Genomic DNA, 15,486 nt, shown 5'->3' on the forward strand with positions numbered 1-15,486 from the left:
TCCCAGTGGAAACACTACACAACGAAATTAAACAATTGATCATTGATGCACTGAATCTGGAAGACATCAGCATTGATGATATTGATACAGAAGCGCCCCTTTTTGGAGATGGTTTAGGTCTGGATTCGATTGATGCGCTTGAGCTTGGCTTGGCGATCAAAAAGAAATACAACATTGTGATTGACGCGGACGACACCAACACTCGCCAACATTTTTCATCCGTCGCCAATCTGGCTCAATACATCTCATCTCAAACCAGTAACTAATTGATAGACATCGCTATGACAGACACAAATAAGCAACACGTATTTGATCAGGTAAAAGAGGCTCTGGTAGAGCTGTTTGAGATCGACGCCGACGACATTCAGCCCGACGCGCATCTTTATCAAGACCTGGATCTGGACAGCATTGATGCCGTGGATTTAGTGGTTCATCTGCAAAAAGTGACCGGCAAAAAAATCAAACCGGAAGAGTTCAAAGCCGTACGCACCGTCGATGACGTGGTGGAAGCGGTCAGCGAACTGCTGAAGGACGCCTAATGCGCCAATTGCTGACAGCCCTGTCTGCAATTGTTCTGCTCGCTTATCCGTTCGCGGTCTATTATGGCATCGACAAATTCGGCTTAAGTGTCATTGGGCTGTTACTTGCTGTGATGTTTGCGCTACGCATCATCACAGCGAACCGAACCAAACTAAAAGAATTCAAACAGTTAGCCGCAATGAGTGGTCTGATTGGGATCACATTGATTGTGTTGGGCATGGTGTTTCGCCAAGAAGGGTGGCTGATGTTCTACCCGGTGGCGGTCAACGCCTGCATGTTGGTGTTTTTCGCGGCAAGCCTCAAACAACCCCAAACCCTCATTGAACGTCTGGCCCGTTTACACGAACCGGATTTACCGGAAAGCGGCGTGCGTTACACACGAAAAGTGACACAAGTCTGGTGTCTGTTTTTCCTGTTCAACGCCATCACAGCACTGTATACCTGCTTTCTGCCGATGGAAATTTGGACGCTGTACAACGGTCTAATCAGTTACTGCTTGGCCGGCTCGCTGTTTGCCATTGAATGGCTGGTTCGCCGCGCTGTTCGCCAACACGATTGAGCGCCAAGCGTTCGCCTGATGAACTGTTCGCAAGGACTGAAACACCATGAATCACAGCAACACGCCGTTTTGCTCCCTGTCGCATCTACTACTTGCGCCCCGTGACAATCACGTGGTGGCTTTTCAAGGCGATGAATGCATTCACTGGCCGCAGTTTGTGCAGGATGTGAGTGATTACACACATCACCTCAAACGCCTCCCACAACACAACATTGCACTGTGCGCACGTGACAGTTACTGGTTTGCGGTCGGATTTTTCGCCCTGTGCCACAGCGATAAATCAATCGTACTGCCGGGCAACTATCAACCGCAGGCGTTAGCGGAATTAAGCACCCACTTCGACCTAGTGTTGCACGACCGCGAGCTCGATGCGGTTGCCGATTGTCCCAATCTCGAATTGGGTATAGCGATGCAACCCGCGCCGCAGGTCGACTTTGCGCCACTTGGACTCGAGACCACCAGCGTGACCCTGTTTACATCAGGTTCCAGCGGCGTTCCCAAAGCCATTCGCAAAACCCTGCGCCAACTCGATGTTGAGGTCAGTATTCTGCAATCCTTGTGGGGCGAGGCACTCACAGGCTGTCGCATTGAAGCCACCGTCTCTCATCAGCACATTTATGGCTTGCTGTTTCGCTTGCTGTGGCCGCTGAGCGCCGCGCGTCCGTTTGCGCGCCACAATCTGGAGTTTCCCGAACAAGTGAGCGCTCACGCAGGCGACGATGTGGCACTCATCAGCAGCCCAGCACTCCTCAAACGCTTGTCTGAAGAGCATCAGGCCAAAGCGCTGCGTCTCGCTTTTTCGTCTGGCGGCCCGCTGCCCCACGCTGCCGCCGCGCATGCCAACGACCTATTCGGTTCGCTGCCAGTCGAAGTGTTTGGCAGTACCGAAACTGGCGGCATCGCCCATCGCCAGCAAGTGACGCCACAGACCCCTTGGCAACTCTTCCCCCGTGTGCAAGCCACGCTTAACCAAGAGAACTGCCTGCGCCTGTGTTCCGCTCACGTGGATCCCGAAGGCTGGTATCAAACCGCCGATGAATGCGAATTTGTTGACGAGCGCCGATTTGTACTCAAAGGCCGCACCGATCGCATCATTAAAGTGGAAGAAAAACGCGTTTCACTGGTTGAAGTGGAAAAGCGCGCCGAGCAGCTCAGCGTGATTGAAGAATGCGCGGTGATTCCCGCCACTGAAGGCAATCGCACCGTGTTGTTGGCCGCCATTGTATTGACCAAGCAAGGCAAACAACGGGTTGAAACGCTAGGCAAAGGCAAATTTTGGCTGCAGCTACGCAACGAACTGCGCCAATGGCTCGAGCCGATTGCGGTGCCTCGCCGTTTTCGCATCGTCACGGAAATTCCGCTCAACAGTCAGGGCAAACGCCAAAATACCGAAATCGAACGCCTGTTTCACGCAACGCCAATCAGCGACTAACGAACTCAACACGATCATGATGACCAAAAGAAAACCGACGTTACTGGCCACCGACATTCACCCCTCGCAGGCAACATTATCATTGCGAGTGGACGCCGATATTCTTGATTTTTCAGGGCACTTTCCAAACTTCGCCTTACTGCCCGGCGTCACCCAAATCGATTGGGCGATTTTCTACGCCAATCAATACCTCGCCACGCCCACCCAATTTAAAGGCATGGAAGTGATTAAGTTTCAGGAACCCATTTTACCCGATATGACGGTGGCGCTTGTCCTCAACTGGGACGCTGACAAACAGAAGCTGGCGTTTCAGTACCGTTCCGAGCGCGATGGCAACCCGGTGGTGCATGCCTCTGGCAAAATGAAACTGGGAGAACGCAGTGACTGAACCTTCTCTGACCGCGGCTTATCATCCGTGCTTTTTGATTCCTTGCTACAACCACGGCGCGACTGTGGCGGCCGTGATCGATGCGCTTGCTCCTTTCGATTTCCCGGTGTTGCTGGTCGATGACGGCAGCAACGCGGAAACCAAAGCGGCCCTGCATGACGCCGCGCAGCGCGACAACGTGCATCTGCTGACGCTACCAGTCAATCAAGGCAAAGGCGGCGCGGTGATGGCGGGGATCCGCCAAGCCCACTGGCTTGGCTTTAGCCACGTGATTCAGATTGATGCCGACGGCCAACATGACATCGATGCGCTGCCCAAACTGATTGACGCATCGCAAGCCAACCCACAACACCTCATCTCCGGTCAACCGGTGTATGATGACAGTGTTCCCAAAGCGCGCCTTTATGGCCGCTACGCCACCCATATTTGGGTATGGATAGAGACGCTGTCGTTTGCCATCAAAGACAGCATGTGCGGTTTCCGTGCTTATCCGGTCGCCAAAACGGTCGAGGTACTTAACCGCTTTGACATCGGCAGTCGCATGGATTTCGACATTGAAATTCTGGTGCGCATGTATTGGCAAGGGGTTGAGATTGATTTCGTCGACACCCGGGTGATCTACCCAGAAGGCGGCATTTCCCACTTCGATGCGCTGTGGGACAACGTCAAAATCAGTTGGATGCACACGCGATTGTTCTTTGGCATGCTGCCAAGAATCCCGGCATTACTGATGAGAAAAAGACACCGCCCAACCCGCCGCGATGCGCACTGGTCAAAACGTCAGGAGCGCGGCACGGTGCTGGGCATTCAAACGTTGATGTGGGTTTATCGCCTACTCGGCCGCCGCGCGTTTCAACTGATACTCAAAGTGGTGATGGCCTATTACTACCTCACTGGCAAACAAGCGCGCAGCGCGTCTGAGCACTACCTTGCGCAGCTGACGGACTACGCCACGAGTCAACACATTCCCCTGCCAAGCAAGCTGACCAGCTACCGCCATTTGCTTTCGTTTGGCGAAACCATGCTGGATAAATTGGCCGCGTGGCGGGGCGACTTTAGTGCCGATAACCTGACCATTCATGGTCAGGAGCAGTTTCAATCGATGGTTGAACAAAAACAAGGCGTGCTGTTGCTGGGCTCGCATCTCGGCAACATCGAATTGTGCCGCGCGCTCGGCCGTCGTCACGCTCACATCAAAATCAACGCGTTGGTGTTTACCGAACATGCCGAACGCTTCAATGCAGTGATGAAAGCGGTCAACCCCAAATCAGAGCTCAACCTGATTCAGGTCTCCACACTTGGCCCGGACACTGCGATTTTGTTGCAACAGAAAATCGAACAAGGCGAATGGGTGGTGATTGTGGGCGATCGCACCTCCACCAGCAAAGAGAATCGCGTGGTGTGGGCGGATTTCCTCGGTCAACCGGCGCCCTTTCCACAAGGACCATTCATGCTGGCCTCGGTGTTGAAAGCACCGGTGTATCTGCTGTTTGGTCTGCGTGATGACACGCAAGCCACGCCGCATTTTGACGTTTATTTCGAGCATTTTAGCGATGGCATTGCACTGCCCCGCGCGCAGCGCCAAGCCGCGCTGCAAGGCGTGGTACAACGCTATGCCGATCGCCTGCAACACCACACTTTGAATGCACCGCTACAGTGGTACAATTTTTTCAACTTTTGGACATTAAGCACACAACACCATGACGATGAACAACAACAATAAAATCCGCTTTGGCGCAGAGCGCCTGACCATCGAAGATGTGGTCGCCATCGCCAACGGCGCGCAGGCGACAATGAACGATTCAGAGGCTTATAAAGCACGCATCGATCGCGGTGTCGCGTTTCTTGAGCGACTGCTGAAAGAAGAAGGGATCATTTATGGCGTCACCACTGGCTATGGCGATTCGTGCACCGTGGCGATTCCACCCAGTTTGGTGGACGATTTGCCGCTAAACCTGACACGTTTCCACGGGTGTGGTTTGGGCGACATCTTGACCCACGAGCAGTCACGTGCCGTGCTGGCGACGCGCCTGTGTTCGCTGGCGCAAGGTGTGTCGGGCGTGTCGCACGACGTCCTTAACCAACTGATCAATTTAATTAATTTTGACATCGCACCGCGCATTCCTCAAGAAGGTTCGGTCGGTGCCAGTGGCGATTTAACGCCACTCTCTTACGTCGCTGCCACCCTGATTGGGGAGCGCGAAGTGCTGTACAAAGGGCAACTGCGCGACACGCGCGATGTGTTTGCCGAGCTGGGCATCACGCCCATTCAGCTCAAACCGAAAGAAGGTCTGGCCCTGATGAACGGCACGTCGGTGATGACCGCGCTGGCTTGCTTGGCTTACAAACGTGCCGAGTATCTGGCGCAGCTCTCAACCAAGATCACCGCCTTGGTGTCGGTGGGCATGCACGGCAACGACTTTCACTTTGATGAAGCGCTGTTTGCGGTCAAACCACATCCAGGCCAGCAACAAATCGCGGCATGGCTGCGCGATGATTTGCAAGCCGATTGTCCGCCACGTAACAGCGACCGTTTGCAAGATCGTTACTCGCTGCGCTGCGCACCACACGTGATTGGCACCGTACAAGATGCCCTGCCGTGGCTGCGTCAGTTGATTGAAAATGAACTCAACAGCGCCAACGACAACCCAATTATCGATGGCGATAACGAACGAGTGCTGCATGGCGGTCACTTCTACGGCGGCCACATTGCGATGGCGATGGACACACTGAAAACGGGTGTGGCGAACTTGGCCGATCTGCTCGATCGTCAAATGGCGCAATTGATGGACTACAAGTTCAACAACGGTCTGCCGTTTAACCTCACTGGCGCAGAAGGCGCGCGCAAACCGATTAACCACGGCTTTAAAGCGGTGCAAATTGGTATCTCGGCTTGGACCGCAGAAGCATTGAAGCACACCATGCCAGCCAGCGTGTTCTCCCGCTCCACCGAGTGCCACAACCAAGATAAAGTGAGCATGGGCACCATCGCCGCGCGCGACTGTTTACGTGTGCTGCAATTGACCGAACAGGTGGCAGCGGCTTCACTACTGGCGGCAACCCAAGCGATTGAGCTGCGCAAACGCCACAACGAACTAAATGAACAGCACATGAGCCACAGCTTGAAGCAGATGGTGGATGCGGTGCAAAGTGAGTTCGATTTTGTGGTTGAAGATCGCCCACTGGAAGCGGATCTCCGTTTGTTCATTGAACGCATTCAGGCCCAACACTGGACCTTGTATTAATCGAGAAGGAGAAAGTATGAGTGATGTCACTTTCCCGCTGGAAACTGAGGTGACGTTGGTCACCTCCTTTCAGGACGCGGATCCCATGGGCGTGATCTACCACGGCAACTACTTCCGCTATTTCGAAGAAGCCCGTCGCGAACTGCTCGACAAAATTGCCTATGGTTATTTAGCGATGAACGATTCCGGCTACATGTGGCCGGTGATTGATGCGCACGTCAAGTACGTCAAAGCCATTCCGTTCAATCACTCGATTCGCATTCATGCTCGCTTAACCGAATGGGAAAACCGCTTGCGGATTGATTACGTGATTTTCGATGCCCAAAGCGGCAAGCGCATGTGTAAAGCGCACACCACGCAAGTGGCGGTGGAACGAGACACGCAAGACATGTGTTTTGTTTCACCGACCATTTTCACGGACAAAGTGACGCACTGGCACCAAACCGGAGAATGTCTGCAATGATGACTCGATTCGCGCAACGCCTATGGGCGTTGCTGGCGCTGTGCATCATCAGCGTATGCACGCCTGCCATGGCGCAGGTTACCGATTTGGCGTCGCTACAAACTCAGTTACAACGCTTCGACATCGTGCGCGGCGACTTCACCCAAACTCGAAAAATTGACATGTTTGCCGAGCCGCTGTCGTCGCAAGGGACGTTTCTGCTCGATAAAGCGCACGGTCTGTTGTGGCAACAAACCACGCCGTTTCCGGTCAATTTAGTGCTGACACAAGACAAATTGCGTCAAACCTTTGCCGGTCAAACACCGCATACCATTACCGCGCAGGAAAATCCCATGGCGTTCTATTTCAGCCATATTTTTCTGTCCGTGTTTCACGGCGATACCGAGCAGCTTACCAACGAGTTTGCACTCGATTTCTCCGAGCAAAATGGCCACTGGACGCTGGTGCTCACGCCCAAAGGCGCGCCATTGAACGCGGTGTTTCAACACATTACCTTGCAAGGTCAGGACGATATCGATGTGTTGTCCTTGCAAGAGGTTCGCGGCGACACAACGGAAATTCAGTTCAGCGCTCAAACCCACGAACCATCCACATTAAACCCCGCTGAACAAGCGCAGTTTGAGTTTTAATCATGCCAACCGTGTCCCCTTCTCGTTCGGCTCCTTCATCGCGCCTTGCCTTGTTATGGCTGGCGCTGGTGTTGCTGGCCATGGCGCTGCTCGTCAAGCAATGGGCGTTTTCGACCAGCTCACCGATTGAAACCGACATCATGAAACTGCTGCCACAATCGCGCCAGAACCCACTGGCGCAAGCGGCATTTGATAAAGTCACCGACAGCATGAGCGATAAAGTCGCCTTTGTGCTTACCGGCCCCGATACCACCGCCCTGTTTGATGCAGCACGTACGCTGGAAAGTCACCTGCACCAAACGCGCGAATTTACCCACGTGACCGGCCAAATTGATGCCACTCAACAGCAAGCGTGGGGACGCTATTATTTCCAACACCGCTTTCAGTTTCTGACGGATACACAGCGCGAACGTCTTCGCCATGCCCCTGAACAGCAAGTGCAACACGTGATTCAGGCGCTCTACAACCCGTTTTCAGGCGTTACCGGACAGGAGCTTGCCAGCGACCCGTTTTTGCTATTTCGTGATTATCTGATTCATCTCAATCAGTTGTCGACCCAATTTCAGTTGCAGCAAGGGTTTCTTACCACCCAGAACGCAGGACAAACCTACATTCTGATGACGGCCGCGTTGACCGACTCCCCCTACAGCCTACAAGCGCAACAAGTGGTGAGCCAAATCAACCAATGGCAACAAACGCTCACGCAGCAATTTAATGTCGAGATGGCGTACACTGGCGTGGTGTTTTACGCCGACTTTGGCACCCGCAGCGCCAAATCGGAAATCAGCACCATCGGCAGCGTGTCGTTGCTCGGCATCGTGCTGCTGGTCATGTTGGTGTTTCGCAGCGCTGCGCCACTGTTGCTGGCCTTGTTATCGGTGTCAGTTGGGTTATTGGTTGCGCTGGCCACGACCACGTTGATCTTTGGCAAAGTGCATCTGTTTAGCTTGGTGTTTGGCGCGAGTTTGATTGGTGTGTCTATCGACTACGCGTTCCATTATCTGACCGACCGCTTGGCGGCTGGCCGCCACTGGGACAGCGTCGCGGGGCTCAAACACATTCTTGCCGCAATCACGTTGGGATTAATCACCAGTTTAATCGGCTACTTAGGCTTACTGGTTGCGCCGTTCCCCGGCCTGCAACAACTGGCGCTGTTTTCTGCCATTGGGTTATTGGCAGCCTACGCCACCGTGGTGAGTTGGTATCCGCTGCTGGCACGTGCGCCGACGCCATCTCGTCATCTGCCTGCGCTGGCCTTGCTGAGTCGATGGCTCGATTGGTGGCAACATCGCTCGCTGCGTATCGCGCTGCCATCAACGCTGCTGGTGCTTAGTGCTATTGCGCTGACTCAGGTGCACTACGATGACGACATTCGCCAACTGCAAGCGATGCCGCAAGCGCTCAAACAGCAAGAGGCTTTGGTCAGCCAAGTCACCGGCATGAATTCATCACAGCAGATGTTGGTGGTGTCGGCGGCAGATGACGAAGCCTTGATGCAAAAACTCGAACAACTCGACACCACCCTGCGCGCATGGCAGCAGGATCAAGTGTTGCAAGGCTACCAAAGCCTGCATCACTATGTGGCGTCACAACAGCGCCAGCAAAGTGATTTCGCCTTGGTTGAGCAGCTCTATCAGCATTATGCGCCGCAGTTGACTCAGCGCCTGAAACTGGCGCATCAACCGACGTTGAGCGCCCCATTACAGCCCGTGTCGTTGCACGATTATCTCAACGCCAGTGTGTCCGAGCCAGTGCGGTTTCTCTACTTGGGCCGTGTGGGCGATGCAGTGGCATCAGTGGTGATGCTCAAAGGCGTTGAGCAAGCCGATGTGATTCAGCAATTTGCCAACCAGGATGCGCAGCTCGCCTACCTCGACAAAGCGGCGGAAATTTCTCAACTGTTTGGCGAATACCGCGGTAAAGTCATGGAACTGTTGGCGGCAGCCTTGGCGGGGATTGCACTGCTGTTGGTCTGGCGTTATCGCTGGCAACACGCGCTGCGAATTCTGTTCCCGTGCGTGATTGCGTGCATGGTTGGCCTCGCTGTGACCGTGATGACCGGTTCAGCGCTCAACTTGTTTAACCTGCTGGCTTTGGTGTTGGTGATTGGTATCGGCATCGACTACACACTGTTCTTTGCTGAGCAAGCGCGCAGTCACAGCACGTTACTGGCGATCACCCTCTCGGCCACCACCACGTTGTTGTCGTTTGGCCTGCTGGCTCTGAGCCAGACGCACGCCATTCACAGCTTTGGGGTAACGACGTTAAGTGGTATTTTTGTGGCTTGGTTGCTGTCACCTTTGGCGATTCAACCCTCTCATTTATCGGAGCATGACGCATGAAATGGTTCTTCACCGCGTGCATCAGCCTATGGCTGACGGCTTGCAGTTTGCAGCCTCACACCCGCACCACTGAGGTCGAAATCGGCCCTGACGTCTGGGCGGCGCTGCCAAAGCCGTCGCAACTCGGTCAATCGTTGACGGCCAGCCAACTCATTTCTGCCCGCTGGCAGGATGAACATGGCAACGTGCAAAGCCAACAGTTGCCCGTGCAACTGCAAGTGAGAGATCAGCAGGTACTGCTTGCGGGGTTTTCATCGTGGGGAACGCGTATTCTTTCGCTGGACTACGACGGGGATCAAATCCAAACTCAAGTCCTTTCTGGGTTAGAAAATAGCCTGCCCAAGCCAGAACAGGTACTATTTAACCTGATGATCACGCTCTGGCCGCGAAATGCTTGGGAAGCCCCATTAAATCAGGTAAGGTGGCGAATGATTGATGAGGCGAATCAGCGCCTCGTCATCAATGAACACGGTGAAACCATTCTGGCCATCACCTACGCTGGCGACACACCGCTCAGTGGTGACATTCAGTTTAAAAATCTGCCTCTGAATTACGACATCACGATTCAGACGCTGACGCTTCAATCCACACCAACCGCAGCACAATAGTAGATAAGCCATGATGAATTCGCATGCTTCGTTTCCAATTTTCATTCATGACTGTGGCTTTCACTCCGCAATGGGATGTGAAACCGCACAAATTCACAGCACGCTGGCCAGTGGCCATGGCGCGCACATGCTGCGCGACGACACCATCCTCAACACTGGTACCGCCACTATCATTGGTCGCGTGACCGAATCTCTGCCCGAGATTCCCGCCACATTGGCACGTCACGCGTCGCGCAATAACCAACTGGCGCTGTCAGCGTTACAGCAAATTGAAGCCAGCGTGCGCCAAGCCATTGCACGCTTTGGCGCCGACCGCATTGCCGTGATTGTCGGCACCAGCACCTCAGGGATCTCCGATGGCGAGCACGCCTACGCGCAGAAACTCGACCAAGGCGATTTCCCTGCTGATTATCACTATCGCAAACAAGAACTCGGCAACACCAGCGATTTTATTGCCGATTACTTTGGAATTACCGGCCCGTGTTACGCCATTTCGACCGCGTGTTCCTCCAGCGGCCGCGTGTTTATCAGCGCCAAGCGCATGCTCAAAGCCGGCTTGGTTGACGCGGTGATTGTCGGTGGCGCCGACACCATCTGCAAACTCACGCTCAACGGGTTTAACGGGTTGGAAGCCTTATCGAACACACTCTGCCAGCCCTTCAGCGCGGATCGCAATGGTATCAACATCGGCGAAGCGGCCGCGTTGATGCTGCTCAGCCGCGAGCCCAGCAACATCGCCTTGCTTGGCGTGGGCGACAGCTCCGACGCGCACCATATTTCTGCGCCGCACCCTGAAGGCCTTGGCGCGTATGAGGCGATGCAAAAAGCGCTGACCGATGCCGGTTTAACGCCTGCGGACATTGGTTACATCAACGCCCATGGCACCGCGACACCGCTGAACGACAGCATGGAGAGCAAAGCGATATTCCGTTTGTTTGGCGACGGCGTTCCAGTGAGTTCGACCAAGCCGCTCACCGGCCACACGCTGGGCACAGCCAGCGCAACGGAAGCGGCCATCGCTTGGCACATCTTGCGTTACGATTTACCGCTCCCCAAACAGCGTTGCCAAAACAAAGCGCCAGACATTGCCATCACGTTGGTGGAGTCTGACCAAACGCTGCAAGGAAAAGCCATTTTAAGTAACTCGTTTGCCTTTGGAGGCAACAATATCAGTTTGATTTTTGGATACGTCAATGCGTGAATACCCAGCCATAGAGCAACTGCTTCCCCACGCCAGACCTATGATTCTGGTCGATCGCGCGCTCACCATCGGTGCGGAGTCGATTCATTGTCAGGTCGACATCGGCGATCACCTGATGTTTTTTGATCAGGCGACGCAAACCATTCCAGCTTATGTCGGTATTGAGTTTATGGCTCAATCCATCGCTGCGTGGTCCGGTTTCCATGCCCTTGAAAAAGGAACCGAACCACCGATCGGATTTCTGCTCGGCAGTCGCCGTTACCAAGCAGAGTGCGATCATTTTTCTCAGGGACAAACGTTGGATATTCATGCCGAGCAAGTCATGGAAGATCACGGCATGGCCGTGTTCTCAGCTCGTCTTGAGTATCAGGGTCAGTTAGTGGCACAGTGCCAGCTTAATGTGTACGTGCCATCAGAAGAAAAATTACAAGAAATGAAAATCAGGAGTCACGCATGACCCGACAAGTTCTCGTCACCGGCGCCAGTAAAGGCATCGGCAAGGCCATTGCAATTCAGTTGGCAAAGGATGGCTTTACCATCGTTGTCCATTACATGGGTGATGAAAAAGGCGCACAAGACACGCTCGACACCATTTTTCAAAACGGCGGACAGGGCCGTTTGATCCAATTTGATATCAGTGATCGCGCCATGTGTCGCCACAAAATTGAACACGACATTGAACAACACGGCGCCTACTACGGCGTGGTGAACAATGCCGGCATTACCCGGGACACCGCCTTCCCGGCCATGACCGAAGAAGAGTGGGATGGCGTGATCCACACCAACCTCGACAGCTTCTACAACGTGCTCCACCCGTGCGTGATGCCAATGGTGCAACTGCGCAAAGGGGGTCGCATCGTCACGCTGGCTTCCGTATCCGGCATCATGGGTAACCGCGGTCAAACCAACTACAGCGCTGCAAAAGCGGGCGTCATTGGCGCGACCAAAGCGCTGGCATTGGAACTGGCGAAGCGTAAAATCACCGTCAACTGTGTCGCGCCGGGCCTGATTGATACCGGCATGATCGACGATCACGTCAAAGAGCACGCCCTGCCTCAAGTACCGCTGCGCCGCATGGGTGAACCCGAAGAAGTGGCCGGTTTGGTGAGCTACTTGATGTCGGATATTGCGGGTTACGTCACCCGTCAGGTTATTTCAGTCAATGGAGGTCTGCTATGAGCCGTCGCGTTGTTGTCACCGGGATGTCCGGTATTACTGCTTTCGGAAACGATTGGCACACCATTGAACCCAAGCTGCGTGATTGCCAAAACGCCACGCAGTACATGCCAAGCTACGAACAATATGAAGGGTTGAACACCAAACTGGCCGCGCCAGTGATGGGCTTCGAACTGCCCAAACATTACAAGCGCAAACAGGTACGGGGCATGGGCCGCGTCTCGCAACTGGCCACCGTCGCGACTGAAAACGCGCTGATGCAAGCTGGATTGATTGGTCACGACGTATTAACCAACGGTGAAACCGGCATCGCCTATGGCTCGTCTACCGGCAGCACCGACGCCATTGGCGCCTTTGGGGTGATGCTGAACGAGAAAACCACCAAAGCGATTACCGCCACCACGTACGTGCAAATGATGCCGCACACGGCTGCGGTGAACGTTGGCCTGTTTTTCGGCCTGCGTGGCCGTGTGATTCCCACCAGCAGCGCTTGTACTTCTGGCAGTCAGGCGATTGGTTATGCGTATGAAGCGATCAAACATGGCTACCAAACCGTGATGGTCGCAGGCGGCGGCGAAGAGCTGTGCCCAACCGAATCTGCGGTGTTTGATACCCTGTTTGCCACCAGCCTGCGCAATGATGCCCCCAAAACCACACCGCGCCCATACGACAGCGAGCGCGATGGCTTGGTGATTGGTGAAGGCGCTGGCACCTTGGTGCTGGAAGAGTACGAACACGCCAAAGCGCGCGGCGCAAAAATTTATGCCGAAATCATTGGTTTTGCCAGCAACTGCGATGCAGCGCATGTCACCCAGCCGCAAATGGAAACCATGCAGATCTGCATGGAAATGGCGCTGCGTGATGCGCAATTGGATCCGGCCAAAATCGGTTATGTGTCGGCACACGGCACCGCCACCGACCGCGGTGACATTGCCGAGAGTAATGCCACCGCGAACGCGCTGGGCAAAGTGCCCATCAGCTCATTGAAAAGTTACTTTGGCCACACGTTGGGCGCATGCGGCGCAATTGAAGCATGGTTAAGCCTTGAGATGATGCACACGGGTTGGTTCCACCCCACGCTCAACCTCGACCATCTGGATCCGCAGTGCGGCGATCTGGACTACATCACCGGCAGCGGCCGCGAGATGAACGTCGATTACGTCATGAGCAACAACTTTGCGTTTGGCGGCATCAACACCTCGATCATCTTTAAACGCCACGCTGAGTAACGCCGAGAGCGCACTCGCCAATGGTCAAAAGCCGTCCCTCTGGACGGCTTTTTTGTCTCAATTAGTCGTCAGCAAGACGATATTAAGCCACCACTCGGCTGAGTATTTCTAAAATCTGCGGGCGGAAAATAAAGAACACGGCACCGAGCAAACACAATCCTGCCCAAACAAAGTCCATTCGAAACGGCTCTTTCATGTAAATCAAGGCAAATGGCACAAACACCGACAACGTGATGACTTCTTGTAAAATCTTCAATTGGCCGAGGTTCATGACGGTGTAACCAATGCGGTTGGCTGGCACCTGAAACAGATACTCAAACAGCGCGATGCCCCAACTGAGCAGCGCCGCAACAATCCACGGTTTATGTCCCAATTCACGTAAATGGGCATACCAAGCAAAGGTCATGAAAACGTTACTGATCAGCAGTAGGCCAATGGTGATCAGCATCGGAGGAATAGCGAACATGCAGAGACTCCAAAAAACACGCACGAAAATGCGCGCAGTGTGCGCCGAGTGGCGCAGGTCGTCAATCGGATTCACCAGCATCATTCAAAAGGCGGCCACAACAAAACTGGGAACGATACCGAAAATAAAATTAAATTGCCTCCGGATTGGTTTATTTCTCCTTAATGGATCACAAATCTGAATGACGATAGCAGGCGAAGCGGCTTTGCCACTGGTCATCACGAACGCTTGGATTACACTGAGGCAAATTTTGTGGAGAAATACGATGAGCAAAGTATGGGTCACCGGCGACGCAGTCGTCGACTTAATTCCGGATGGGGACGCACACTACCTGAAATGTCCCGGCGGCGCGCCAGCCAATGTCGCCGTTGCAATTGCACGTCTGGGGGGCAACAGCGCTTTTTTTGGCCGAGTCGGGAACGATCCCCTTGGCCGCTTTATGCAGCACACCCTGAGACAAGAGCACGTGGATTGCCAACACCTGATCTTGGACGACGATCAACGCACGTCGACAGTCATTGTCGATTTAGATGACCGCGGTGAACGCAGCTTTACGTTCATGGTCAAACCCAGCGCTGACCAATTTCTACAACCCACGGATATTCCTGCGTTTCATGCCAGCGACTGGTTACATGTGTGCTCCATTGCGCTCGCCAATGAACCGAGCCGCAGCAGTACGTTTGAGGCCATTCAACGCATCAAACAAGCGGGCGGCTTTTTCAGCTTTGACCCCAATCTACGTGAAGAGGTGTGGGCCAACCCCGAACAACTCACCGATGTGGTGATGCGCGCGGTCGCGTTGGCAGATGTGGTGAAATTTTCCGAAGATGAGTTGATGTTACTGACCGGCACTCAATCGATCGAACTTGGCCTGCAAGCCTTAGCGCCGCTTGCCTTGCCACTGGTGGTCATCACCCAAGGGGCCAAAGGGGCACTGGTGGTGACCTCCAGCAGCCAAACGTTGGTGAGCGGCAAAGTCGTCAAACCGGTGGATACCACAGGCGCAGGCGATGCTTTTGTGGGGGGGTTGCTGTATCAACTCTCCGTCAGTGAACACTGGCAATCAAACGATGCGATCACGCAAGCCATCCATTTGGCCCACGGTTGCGGCGCATTGGCCACCACGCAAAAAGGCGCAATGACCGCCCTGCCCGATTTAGCGGCATTGCAACACTTCCTGAGCGAATCACGCTGAATCTGTCCATCAG

The 15,486-nt window shown here is 54.1% G+C and carries 17 protein-coding genes; 16 read left to right on the forward strand and 1 reads right to left on the reverse strand.

Going from position 1 to position 15,486, the window contains the following annotated elements; translation table 11 throughout:
* Positions 1–5: 5 nt before the first annotated feature.
* Genes ACS18Q_RS09000 through ACS18Q_RS09070 form a run of 15 tightly spaced genes read left to right on the forward strand, consistent with a single transcriptional unit; the run spans position 6 to position 13,812 of the window.
* Entirely contained in the window at positions 6–266 is a 261-nt protein-coding gene (locus ACS18Q_RS09000; protein ID WP_004725258.1) for a phosphopantetheine-binding protein, read from the forward strand.
* Between the two features lie 15 nt (positions 267–281).
* Positions 282–539, forward strand: a complete 258-nt coding sequence (locus tag ACS18Q_RS09005; protein ID WP_004725256.1) for an acyl carrier protein — start codon at positions 282–284, stop codon at positions 537–539.
* Entirely contained in the window at positions 539–1,099 is a 561-nt protein-coding gene (locus ACS18Q_RS09010; RefSeq protein ID WP_172561477.1) for a hypothetical protein, read from the forward strand. Before ACS18Q_RS09005 ends, ACS18Q_RS09010 begins: the two co-directional genes overlap by 1 nt.
* A gap of 46 nt (positions 1,100–1,145) precedes the next feature.
* Positions 1,146–2,531 carry an AMP-binding protein gene (locus ACS18Q_RS09015; protein WP_441256954.1) on the forward strand — a complete coding sequence of 462 codons (1,386 nt, stop codon included), beginning with the start codon at positions 1,146–1,148 and terminating at the stop codon, positions 2,529–2,531.
* A 19-nt stretch (positions 2,532–2,550) separates the two neighbouring features.
* Complete coding sequence (locus ACS18Q_RS09020; protein ID WP_172562298.1) at positions 2,551–2,919, forward strand: ApeI family dehydratase; 369 nt, start codon at positions 2,551–2,553, stop codon at positions 2,917–2,919.
* Positions 2,912–4,642, forward strand: coding sequence for a glycosyltransferase family 2 protein (locus ACS18Q_RS09025; RefSeq protein WP_441256955.1), 1,731 nt, complete (start codon positions 2,912–2,914; stop codon positions 4,640–4,642). The genes ACS18Q_RS09020 and ACS18Q_RS09025 overlap by 8 nt, the downstream gene beginning before the upstream one ends.
* On the forward strand, positions 4,620–6,164 hold the full coding sequence (locus ACS18Q_RS09030) for an HAL/PAL/TAL family ammonia-lyase (protein WP_441256956.1): 1,545 nt from the start codon (positions 4,620–4,622) through the stop codon (positions 6,162–6,164). The genes ACS18Q_RS09025 and ACS18Q_RS09030 overlap by 23 nt, the downstream gene beginning before the upstream one ends.
* Positions 6,165–6,180: 16 nt before the next feature.
* Positions 6,181–6,627 (forward strand): acyl-CoA thioesterase, encoded by a 447-nt coding sequence (locus ACS18Q_RS09035; protein ID WP_004725244.1) that lies wholly within the window; start codon positions 6,181–6,183, stop codon positions 6,625–6,627.
* Positions 6,624–7,256 carry an outer membrane lipoprotein carrier protein LolA gene (locus tag ACS18Q_RS09040; protein WP_441256957.1) on the forward strand — a complete coding sequence of 211 codons (633 nt, stop codon included), beginning with the start codon at positions 6,624–6,626 and terminating at the stop codon, positions 7,254–7,256. Before ACS18Q_RS09035 ends, ACS18Q_RS09040 begins: the two co-directional genes overlap by 4 nt.
* 2 nt (positions 7,257–7,258) lie before the next feature.
* Positions 7,259–9,598 carry an MMPL family transporter gene (locus ACS18Q_RS09045; RefSeq protein WP_441256958.1) on the forward strand — a complete coding sequence of 780 codons (2,340 nt, stop codon included), beginning with the start codon at positions 7,259–7,261 and terminating at the stop codon, positions 9,596–9,598.
* Positions 9,595–10,206 (forward strand): DUF3261 domain-containing protein, encoded by a 612-nt coding sequence (locus ACS18Q_RS09050; protein ID WP_441256959.1) that lies wholly within the window; start codon positions 9,595–9,597, stop codon positions 10,204–10,206. Before ACS18Q_RS09045 ends, ACS18Q_RS09050 begins: the two co-directional genes overlap by 4 nt.
* A gap of 13 nt (positions 10,207–10,219) precedes the next feature.
* Entirely contained in the window at positions 10,220–11,407 is a 1,188-nt protein-coding gene (locus tag ACS18Q_RS09055; protein ID WP_441257635.1) for a beta-ketoacyl-[acyl-carrier-protein] synthase family protein, read from the forward strand.
* A complete protein-coding gene (locus tag ACS18Q_RS09060; protein ID WP_004725234.1) occupies positions 11,400–11,864 on the forward strand; it encodes a hotdog family protein in 465 nt (154 codons plus the stop codon). Before ACS18Q_RS09055 ends, ACS18Q_RS09060 begins: the two co-directional genes overlap by 8 nt.
* Positions 11,861–12,586, forward strand: coding sequence for a 3-ketoacyl-ACP reductase FabG2 (locus ACS18Q_RS09065; RefSeq protein ID WP_014204831.1), 726 nt, complete (start codon positions 11,861–11,863; stop codon positions 12,584–12,586). Before ACS18Q_RS09060 ends, ACS18Q_RS09065 begins: the two co-directional genes overlap by 4 nt.
* On the forward strand, positions 12,583–13,812 hold the full coding sequence (locus tag ACS18Q_RS09070; RefSeq protein ID WP_004725229.1) for a beta-ketoacyl-ACP synthase: 1,230 nt from the start codon (positions 12,583–12,585) through the stop codon (positions 13,810–13,812). Before ACS18Q_RS09065 ends, ACS18Q_RS09070 begins: the two co-directional genes overlap by 4 nt.
* 82 nt (positions 13,813–13,894) lie before the next feature.
* Here the strand turns inward: ACS18Q_RS09070 and ACS18Q_RS09075 are convergent, their stop codons facing one another.
* The gene (locus ACS18Q_RS09075; protein WP_441257636.1) at positions 13,895–14,269 is read right to left on the reverse strand and encodes a DMT family protein; all 375 of its coding nucleotides are present in this window, start codon (positions 14,267–14,269) and stop codon (positions 13,895–13,897) included.
* 274 nt (positions 14,270–14,543) lie between these two features.
* Between ACS18Q_RS09075 and ACS18Q_RS09080 the strand changes: the two genes are divergently transcribed.
* The gene (locus ACS18Q_RS09080; RefSeq protein ID WP_441256960.1) at positions 14,544–15,473 is read left to right on the forward strand and encodes an aminoimidazole riboside kinase; all 930 of its coding nucleotides are present in this window, start codon (positions 14,544–14,546) and stop codon (positions 15,471–15,473) included.
* Positions 15,474–15,486: the final 13 nt, after the last annotated feature.

It is taken from the genome of Vibrio sp. Vf1514 (genome assembly GCF_052076135.1).
In the GTDB taxonomy this organism is placed as follows: domain Bacteria; phylum Pseudomonadota; class Gammaproteobacteria; order Enterobacterales; family Vibrionaceae; genus Vibrio; species Vibrio furnissii.